Raw genomic sequence first — 8,498 nt, forward strand, 5'->3', positions numbered from 1 at the left:
CTGAAGTAAATTTAGTCATAAAAAAACTACACCTCCAATTGTTAGACTGTGTCTAACAATTGGGGTGCAGTTCAATAGATAACTGTCTTTTTATTGAATCCAATTTAATTATTTTGAAAATCTAGCATACCCCAAGAAGTGCTTTTGAGTGTATGAACTATTTATCTTACTTTTAATTACACCTGTTGTTTCGTCAGCTGCATGAATATATTCACCATTCCCTAAATATATTCCTAAATGAGAAGGACCCGCTTTATATGTATTCTGTAAGAATACTAAATCTCCTGGTTGAGGATCACTTATTTTTGTAACCATTCCCCAATATCCAGCTACACTTGTTCTTCCAATATTGTATCCATTATTTTTAAATACATAATAAATAAAACCGCTACAATCAAATGAATTAGGTCCACTATTTCCAAATACATATGGTTTTCCTAATTGTTTTAAAGCAAGGTCAACCACTCCAGAATTACCAGAATCTGTTTGGTTAAGATTAATCCACTTGTCGCCTTCCCATGTTTTAATCTTCAACCATCCACTAGTTGTCCCATCTATTATTCTAAAGTTCTGTGGACTATATAATGCTCCAGCGTTTGCTTTTCCTGAACTAAATGAAGGTTCATTATACGCATAGAATGATTTATTTATAAATCTTTCTTCTCCATCTAGATTCAGCCATTTCTCGCCTTCCCATGTTTTAACCTTTAACCATCCACTAGTTGTCCCATCCACAACTCTAAAATTCTGTGGATTATATAATGCTCCAGCATTTGCTTTTGCTGCATTAAATGAAGCTTCGTTATACGCATAGAATGATTTGTTTATGAATCTTTCTTCTCCATCTGGATTGATCCACTTATAACCTTCATAAGTACTTACCTTCATCCAGCCATTTTCTTTTTTTTCTACTACTCCCCAATTTTGCGGGTTAAATGGTGCTCCATAATTTGCTTTCTTTGCATTAAATGAAGGCTCATTATATGCATAAATCGTTTTGTTGACGGTAATTTGTTCAGCCGCAGGATTCATCCATTTTTCGCCTTCCCACGTCTTAAATTTAAGCCAACCATCTGTTGTTCCATCTACTATTCTAAATGTTTGTCGCCCGTACTTCGCTCCAGCATTCGCAACCTTTGATGAGAGAGAAGGTTCATCATATCCATAGAAATCTCCCATGACACGTTCTTCCCCATTTAAGTTAATCCAAACTGGACCTTCCCATGTTTCAATCTTCCACCAGCCATTATCTCTTTTTTCCACGACTCCTACATTTTGAGCACCATACTCTGATTCGCCATTTGTTTTAGCTGAATTAAAAGATGGCTCCTTATACCCATAGAATGATTGATTCACATATTCTGAACTACTAGCAGCGTGAGTTACTATACTAAATGTAGAAATAGATAAAATGAGAATTAATAGCAATGATACGCCTTTTTTAAACATATAAACTTTTCACCTCTTCCTTTTTTTAACAGCATATTACCATAAGTACATTAACATAAATTTCTTTATTTATCTATAATTTACCATATTAATTGGTAAACAATTTAGATTATTACATTTCTTTTAAATCCTCTCTATTCAAGGCATGATTGGGTTCAATGTAATATGAAATACAAGATATGCAATATTGCATATCTTGTATTTTTTATATTAAATTATTTAATCTATTCTTTTCTTATACATCAGTATCTAATTTTTGCTAGTTGCTCTTCTTTTTAAAATAACTATTTTGTTCACTTTTTTGATACATTTACGAAACATTTCTCTGTTATCTTCATTAAGTTCTTTTCTTTTTATAATGTCGTGCGAGATATACCAACACAGGAAGCCCTAGCCCCCTAATCCTAGGGCTTCTTTTTTAATAAGGATTTTATGCATTTTATTATTCCCACCAACTTTCTAAATTTTATATTCAATATATAATCACATTTAGTTTATAATATATTAATGGAACGTCACGTGTTTCAAATACAACATTTTTTGATGACCTTTAATACATAAAATGTTGTTATCAAGTCGGGGTAAAGCACCTTTGGGTGTCTTTTCTTTTGTACATTATATTCATTAGGGCTCATTTATTTTTTACAAACCCCACCCTTTTGCTTCCGACGGCGATGAGGAGTGGTTTTTTTGTTATCTTTTTCTAAAATTTGTTTCCTAAAAACATACGCAGAAACTTTACGTACAATGGTTTTCACAAATTCTTTTAGAAGTTCAAACAAAACTCCATTAGAGATAGTTTTATTAATTTTTTCACCACTAGCCGTAAAAATATCCTATAATCTATATATGACAAATCAATGTATTAGGAGTAGATAAAATGCCAGTTACACTCGAACTTATTCTTTTCATTCTTATAGCAATTAGTGCTGTTGGCTATTTAATAAAAGAATTTCAAAAAACTAGGAAACGAACACTTGGAATTTCACTAGAATTTTTAGTTCTTTTCTGGTCAATATGGAGAATATCAACTATCATAATCTAATTTATAAAACATGAATTCCTTCGAATGAAGTGAAACTCTAATCAGCGGGGGGGTTATAGGATAAATTTACCGGTATTTTTACCACAACATTCATGTTAAAATCCCTTGTGAGTACGACATAACTCGACCTTATGAAGCTCCGCAGCTTTTATCGCGGAGCTTTTTTTATTTAAAATAACTATTTTGTTCACTTTTTTGATACATTTACGAAACATTCATATGTTACGTTATATAAGTCCTTTTTTAAATCATATTCATTCTAGCAAAAAGTCCTAGTCCCCCTAGGACTTTTTGCATTCAAATAATGAGTTGTCTTTTTTCTCAATAACCGAAACTATTTAACGTGGTAAAATAATAATTGGACTGGCATCCAATACCATATTACAATGGAGCAAATCGTAAGAAGGCACCTTAGGGTGTCTTTTTTATAGAGAATCAGTTTAAAAACTAAAAATAAAAGAACCTCAATAAATGAGGTTCAAAAAATCTACTATTTTAAATTACCTTCGTAAAAAGCAACTCCATGTTGAACATGTTTTAAATACCACGTAATCGTCCCGCCACAAACATTTTCATTAAAACTATTAGCATATACTCCATTTGAGTAATAAAGAGTTCTTTTGAATTTACCATTAGAATACTCATAAGGAATTGAGCATGTTGCTTGCTTCGGAGAGCTCACAGCTTTTTGTGTATCAGCTGAAGCTGCACCAATTCCTCCTGTTAATGCAACACCTGTTGCTAACGCTCCTACTACTAATTTCTTGAACATAATAAATCCCCCTTTAATAGTTTTTATAGATTACAACTTAAATGTATCACTTTTGTAATTTATGTAAATATATTGAATATGTAGAAATATTTATTTAATTATTGGTAATATTGGGATTTCATTTTATCAAATGGAAAATAGAGGGATTAGAGAAGCATGTGAAAATACAGATAGGTTTATATTAAACGAATGTGGTTCAAGTCGGCGTAAGGCACCTTAGGGTGTCTTTTTTGTACATAAAAAAATCTCACCATCTTATAGAAACGATAAGCCCTTTAAAACAATAATTGCAACTATATTAATTTTACATTACATTAAGGTTAGAGAATGTTCTTATATTAATAAAGTGCTAAATAGTAGGTGGAAAAATGGAATTTAACGATTTGGGTATTACCATTAAAGAACTTAGAATTAAAAAAAATATATCACAATCCGAATTATGTTATGGAATATGTTCACAAAGTCAAATTAGCAAGATTGAAAAAGGTATGATTTATCCATCTAGTATATTGTTATATCAATTATCAGAAAGACTTGGTATTGATCCAAATAACATATTTGCACTAACTCAAAACAAAAGATTAAAATATGTAGAAAATGTAAAATACGTAATAAAAGATTGCTTAAAACAAAAACAATATAAAGAACTTTATGAAATAGTAAAAAAAGAGAAAAACTTAAATAATTTTCAAACAAAAGATGAGAAACAATTTCTAATATGGCATGAAGCAATTGCTATATTTATGGTGGATAAATCAATAAAAACTGCTTTAGATTTTTTAAATAATGCATTAAAACTGACTTTAACTAATTCTGATTTTTTATCAGAAAGAGAAATAGATATTATGCAAACAATGGCTATATTTTATGCGGAAAATAAAGAATATGAAAAAAGTATTAATATATTCAAAAAATGTTTAACTAATTTTAATAAGCTAGATTTTCCTAGAGATAAAGAAATTAAATTAAAACTCATGTTAAATTTAGCAAAATGTTTCGACTTCACATATCAATATGAAGAGGCAATAAAGTACATTGATAAAGGTATTAAATTAGCAATTAATCTAAATACTTTATACCTACTAGGTGAACTATTCTATTTAAAAGGTCAGTGTTTATTAAAAATGAAACAACATAATGTAGAAGAGGTTATTTATAACTGGAAAAAAGCATTATTTATATTTGAACTAACAGAAAAAGAATATTATACAAAAATGCTACCAGATGAACTTATTGAATTACAAAATAAAAAACACTCATAATTTCGTAAAAACTACTTACAAAACCCACAGAAAAAATCCCTACAGCTTTTAAACTTAGATCGATAATATTAAAATTAATTTAAGTCGGCGAAAGGCACCTTTAGGTGTCTATTCTTTATTTTTACAAGGACCTGCTCAATTTATTTTTAAAAACATAATAGGGAATATTGTTTTATTTATCTCATTTTCATTCATGCTATATATAAAATTGGTTAATAAACCCACCTCAAATACAAGTTCCTTTTATAAGCCTTTTTTTGATATAGATGACATTATTCTCAATACAATAGAATGAATTATGGGAACATATTTAGCAATATATATCAAAAAATAATATTAAGAAACCCCCTCCACCTTAAGGTAGAAGGGATCTTCTAATTTCTATTTCAAACTACCTAAAATTTCTGTAAAGATAACCCCAAGCGTATGTGCACCTGCATCTGGATATCCTAAACTTCTTTCACCAACTACCGCTCCTCTGCCGAATGATCTTTCAACGATAGATTATATGCCTTGAAGTGCTGTTTGCAACATTTCAATTCAGATATACGACAGTAAAGAATACATTATCACAGTGTCAGCAAGTAAAAGTGTATTCTGCATTTCTGAAAACAGTAGATGGCAGATTATGACCTACTGAATCTGCTAAGAAAGAATATACAAGAACATCCTTAACATCCTCTTTATTTCCACTAATGATGACATCAAGGAAATCTTCTACTTGGAATTCTGGAGTAAACAACACAATCTTAGTTGTTCTGTTTGGTTCTAAAGAAACAAAAGTACGAGAGATTTCAACTAATTCATTTTGAGTTGGGAAAAAGGTGTTTCGACTTCTCCTAACAGTTACCGTTACATTACTAGTATGGCAGCGTGAATCATTGTTTAGCATAATGTTGAGAGCAGTTGGAATAATCCCATTTTCAGAAACTGGAACTCGAAACACTCCAGTAGATTTATGAGCCATATAATCACATCCTTTCAAAATAAAATATATTTACAATATATTAAATGCAAAAAATGTTCATTTTGATAGGGACAAATTATATGATTAATATATCTATAATAACCCTCGGTATTACTAAGCCAATGTTTTAAAAGATTAACAAATAATTACCTCTGCAAATTTAGAAAATATCTATACTTTTTACAAACATTATTACAATTAGATAAACCAAAGCAATATCCCATTAACAAAGGGACTCCATAATTGGAGTCCCTTTGTTAATTAGCTATTAAAAATGATCAGCATGTGAGTATTGTATAATTTCTTCCTTTTTTAGAGCATGTTGTGTATCACCTGTATTGTTACTAAATGATAATGTTATCACTAATCCTAACGCCGCTAATATAAGCTTCTTCATTATTTTAACGCCCCTTTGCTTAGTAATTTTTGTTTCGCTTCGTAACATACATCGAAATAATCACTAACTTTTTCATGCTTATTCAATTTGCGGAAGCGAACCGCTAATACTTCTGCATATTCTTCTACGAAATCCCACAAATCCTGCTTTTCGAAGTAAGAAATACCTTTTTTCACTTCTTCTTCTAAGAGTTCAATTGCTTCATCTTCATTAAGAGAACGTAAAATATTGAAATGATATACATACTCTTCATTTCCTAATTCTATACAAACTGCTAATCCTTTTTCAATAAGTTCTTTTGCAATAATTGTTTCTCTTAGCTTATAGTGTTCACGTGCTTGTAAGAACAATGCTTTAAAATGGGCAGGATTCTTCTCTGTCACTTCTGATAAATGACGAATCGCTAATGTAGATAAGTTTTGAGTTGCATATAATAATCCTAAATTATGCCTTACTACTAAAATCAATTTTTCTACATTATGTTTTTGCAAAAGGTCAATGGAACGATTCAAATGTTCTTCCGCTTTTTCAAATTGCTTTAAGAATATACAAGCTGTCCCTAATGTGTTTTCGCAAGAAGCAACTTTCACCTCATATCCAGCATACCTTTCAAAGATTTCTTTCGCTTTATTTGCGTATTCAATAGATATTAGCATACTAGACATATGATGATTTAACACCGCATATTTTTGATAAAACTCTGCATGCTCTAATTCGTCAGAAATATGTTCTAATAGGCTCTCAGCTTCTTCATATTGCCTTCTGGCTTCATTATAGTTACTAAACATTAAAGCATGTTCTGCTTTAAAAGAATGATAGTAATAAGCTGTGAGTGTATCTGTCGATTCATTAATTGTATCAATTGCTTCAAAACTATCTTTTCGAATACTCACTCGATCAGTTAGCATTCTATATTTTAGGTCTAGTAAAGAATAATATAATAATAAATTTTGATTTTGATTTTCTTTTTCTTCTGCATGTTTAATCTGTTCAATTTTTTCATCTATTTCTTTCTTTAATTCCGTTGCTTTTATAATTTGCTGCGACAACATCATTTGATAAAAATCATTAAGTTGTTGCATAACTGCTTCATGCATTAAAATATTTGTGCTCATATCACTACGTCCTCCTCAACTACTTCTATTCACCTAAACATTACCATAATTTTGTGAATTATATAATAGTTCAACCTCTAATTGTAAATTGATAAAAAATTAACAGAATATTCTTAATAAAGAAAAGAGATTGGCTAACAAATGGTTACTGTATAAAAAATAAAAAACTTGTCATATTGCTTGTATCATATTTGATCTTATATATGGTTCTGTTACAAAGTTTGTTAAGTTAATATAAACTCTAGAAAAAATGAATAAAGATCACCACAGCTGATCTATCTTTAATCCGTACAATAATATAAACATTCTATTAATTCATATTATTAATAAAGAAATACTTAAATATTCCATTTTTTCTAAAAGTGTATTATACTGTAAATTGCCGAGGGACATATTTTATTATTTTCTGGTAACTATTCAATTTGTTAGGTTGTTATTAGTATTACGGTAACGAAAACCTTATATTTCCCCTTGAAGATAAAGCATTAGCAGCAATTACATCGAGATATCATAATAATAATTATTTTCTTAACAATATCACGGAATTTTAATTCAGAAAATTCTAATTATTAACCGATATAAAGTGCTAAATAAAATATTTAGACAATTGAAGTCCAACAACGATTAGAAGATATATATATTAGAAAAGGAATTTTGGGAGATCTTATCCTATATAACTAATACATATAGCGTTGTATCTTTAAATCAATAAATTTTTCGATAAGCTAGTTAATAGATTATTGAATTTAATCTTTTGATAGAGTTAAAAAATCAACTTTATATTCTAATTGAGAAATTATTAGGTGGTGTCGGTAGTGTTTGAGTACCTTTTAGTTAAAGCTTTATTTACTATTTTCTTAATTATCCTAATCGTGTTAATCAGTGTAATATGGACTAAAATAGAAAAAATTATGGACGAGACTGTATTTAAAAACGTTTCTGAAAAAACCAGATATGTAGTAACTATGATAATTGTTATGGTGGGAGAATTTGTTCTCATAGTCATTACTTCATTAAATTGGAAAGCTTCAATTATTGACACACTCTTTTTTGGTAGTATTATTTTGTTCTGCTGTATATGGCTAATACCTTATTTTGTTAATCAACAACAAAACGTCGCTAAAGTTATGGATAAGCATTTTAGTGGAGGGGTAGATTTAGGTGAAATTCAAGTTCATCGTGCGAAACTTTCTGCATTTAATTTAGGAAGTATTGTATTTTCTATAGTGGGAATTATTATACCTATTTGTTATTATTTTAAATACTTTTTATAACGGTTTATTGGTTCTGTTGGAAATTTTTTTAAAGATATAGTAATAGGTGAGATTACAGATATTTATGTAGAAACAACTTAGATGTATAAGACAATCCATTTGAGCGAAAACAGTAAAATACCCTAAAAAAAAGAGACCATATTGGTATTATCCCCTATAGGTAGACAGTAAAAAAAGAGTCCATCTGATATGATGGACTCAATACTGTTTTATCTGG

8 protein-coding genes and 1 pseudogene are annotated in these 8,498 nt (G+C 29.5%); 3 read left to right on the forward strand and 6 right to left on the reverse strand.

Annotation, left to right across the window (positions count from 1 at the left end; translation table 11 throughout):
- Window positions 1-108: 108 nt before the first annotated feature.
- Together ACS2QP_RS27185 and ACS2QP_RS27190 are read right to left on the reverse strand one after the other, a co-directional pair.
- Window positions 109-1,449 carry a C40 family peptidase gene (locus tag ACS2QP_RS27185; protein ID WP_438883010.1) on the reverse strand — a complete coding sequence of 447 codons (1,341 nt, stop codon included), beginning with the start codon at window positions 1,447-1,449 and terminating at the stop codon, window positions 109-111.
- A gap of 1,535 nt (window positions 1,450-2,984) precedes the next feature.
- Window positions 2,985-3,266, reverse strand: a complete 282-nt coding sequence (locus ACS2QP_RS27190; protein WP_438883011.1) for an LCI fold-containing protein — start codon at window positions 3,264-3,266, stop codon at window positions 2,985-2,987.
- A gap of 368 nt (window positions 3,267-3,634) precedes the next feature.
- Between ACS2QP_RS27190 and ACS2QP_RS27195 the strand changes: the two genes are divergently transcribed.
- Window positions 3,635-4,528 carry a helix-turn-helix domain-containing protein gene (locus ACS2QP_RS27195; RefSeq protein ID WP_063535790.1) on the forward strand — a complete coding sequence of 298 codons (894 nt, stop codon included), beginning with the start codon at window positions 3,635-3,637 and terminating at the stop codon, window positions 4,526-4,528.
- A 381-nt stretch (window positions 4,529-4,909) separates the two neighbouring features.
- On the opposite strand, the gene ACS2QP_RS27200 is transcribed toward ACS2QP_RS27195, so the two are convergent.
- The 4 genes from ACS2QP_RS27200 to ACS2QP_RS27215 all read right to left on the reverse strand — a co-directional run bounded on the left by ACS2QP_RS27200 (window position 4,910) and on the right by ACS2QP_RS27215 (window position 7,007).
- Complete coding sequence (locus tag ACS2QP_RS27200; protein WP_071713771.1) at window positions 4,910-5,029, reverse strand: DAK2 domain-containing protein; 120 nt, start codon at window positions 5,027-5,029, stop codon at window positions 4,910-4,912.
- 76 nt (window positions 5,030-5,105) lie between these two features.
- On the reverse strand, window positions 5,106-5,495 hold the full coding sequence (locus ACS2QP_RS27205; protein WP_153581882.1) for a hypothetical protein: 390 nt from the start codon (window positions 5,493-5,495) through the stop codon (window positions 5,106-5,108).
- Between the two features lie 268 nt (window positions 5,496-5,763).
- Window positions 5,764-5,892, reverse strand: a complete 129-nt coding sequence (locus ACS2QP_RS27210) for a hypothetical protein (protein ID WP_000733501.1) — start codon at window positions 5,890-5,892, stop codon at window positions 5,764-5,766.
- Entirely contained in the window at window positions 5,892-7,007 is a 1,116-nt protein-coding gene (locus ACS2QP_RS27215) for a tetratricopeptide repeat protein (RefSeq protein WP_088339142.1), read from the reverse strand. The genes ACS2QP_RS27210 and ACS2QP_RS27215 overlap by 1 nt, the downstream gene beginning before the upstream one ends.
- A gap of 606 nt (window positions 7,008-7,613) precedes the next feature.
- Between ACS2QP_RS27215 and ACS2QP_RS27220 the strand changes: the two are divergent.
- Window positions 7,614-7,719, forward strand: a pseudogene (locus ACS2QP_RS27220) (BtrH N-terminal domain-containing protein); the annotation flags it as partial.
- Between the two features lie 103 nt (window positions 7,720-7,822).
- On the forward strand, window positions 7,823-8,281 hold the full coding sequence (locus tag ACS2QP_RS27225; RefSeq protein WP_153581883.1) for a hypothetical protein: 459 nt from the start codon (window positions 7,823-7,825) through the stop codon (window positions 8,279-8,281).
- The last annotated feature ends 217 nt before the right edge of the window (window positions 8,282-8,498 follow it).

It is taken from the genome of Bacillus cereus group sp. Bce019 (assembly GCF_051781745.1).
Lineage (GTDB): Bacteria > Bacillota > Bacilli > Bacillales > Bacillaceae_G > Bacillus_A > Bacillus_A cereus.

Coding starts and splice junctions, on each gene's coding strand:
- ACS2QP_RS27205 (WP_153581882.1), bottom strand. CDS start 5,495: ATGGCTCATAAATCTACTGGAGTGTTTCGAGTTCCAGTTTCTGAAAAT.
- ACS2QP_RS27195 (WP_063535790.1), top strand. CDS start 3,635: ATGGAATTTAACGATTTGGGTATTACCATTAAAGAACTTAGAATTAAA.
- ACS2QP_RS27210 (WP_000733501.1), bottom strand. CDS start 5,892: ATGAAGAAGCTTATATTAGCGGCGTTAGGATTAGTGATAACATTATCA.
- ACS2QP_RS27185 (WP_438883010.1), bottom strand. CDS start 1,449: ATGTTTAAAAAAGGCGTATCATTGCTATTAATTCTCATTTTATCTATT.
- ACS2QP_RS27190 (WP_438883011.1), bottom strand. CDS start 3,266: ATGTTCAAGAAATTAGTAGTAGGAGCGTTAGCAACAGGTGTTGCATTA.
- ACS2QP_RS27215 (WP_088339142.1), bottom strand. CDS start 7,007: ATGAGCACAAATATTTTAATGCATGAAGCAGTTATGCAACAACTTAAT.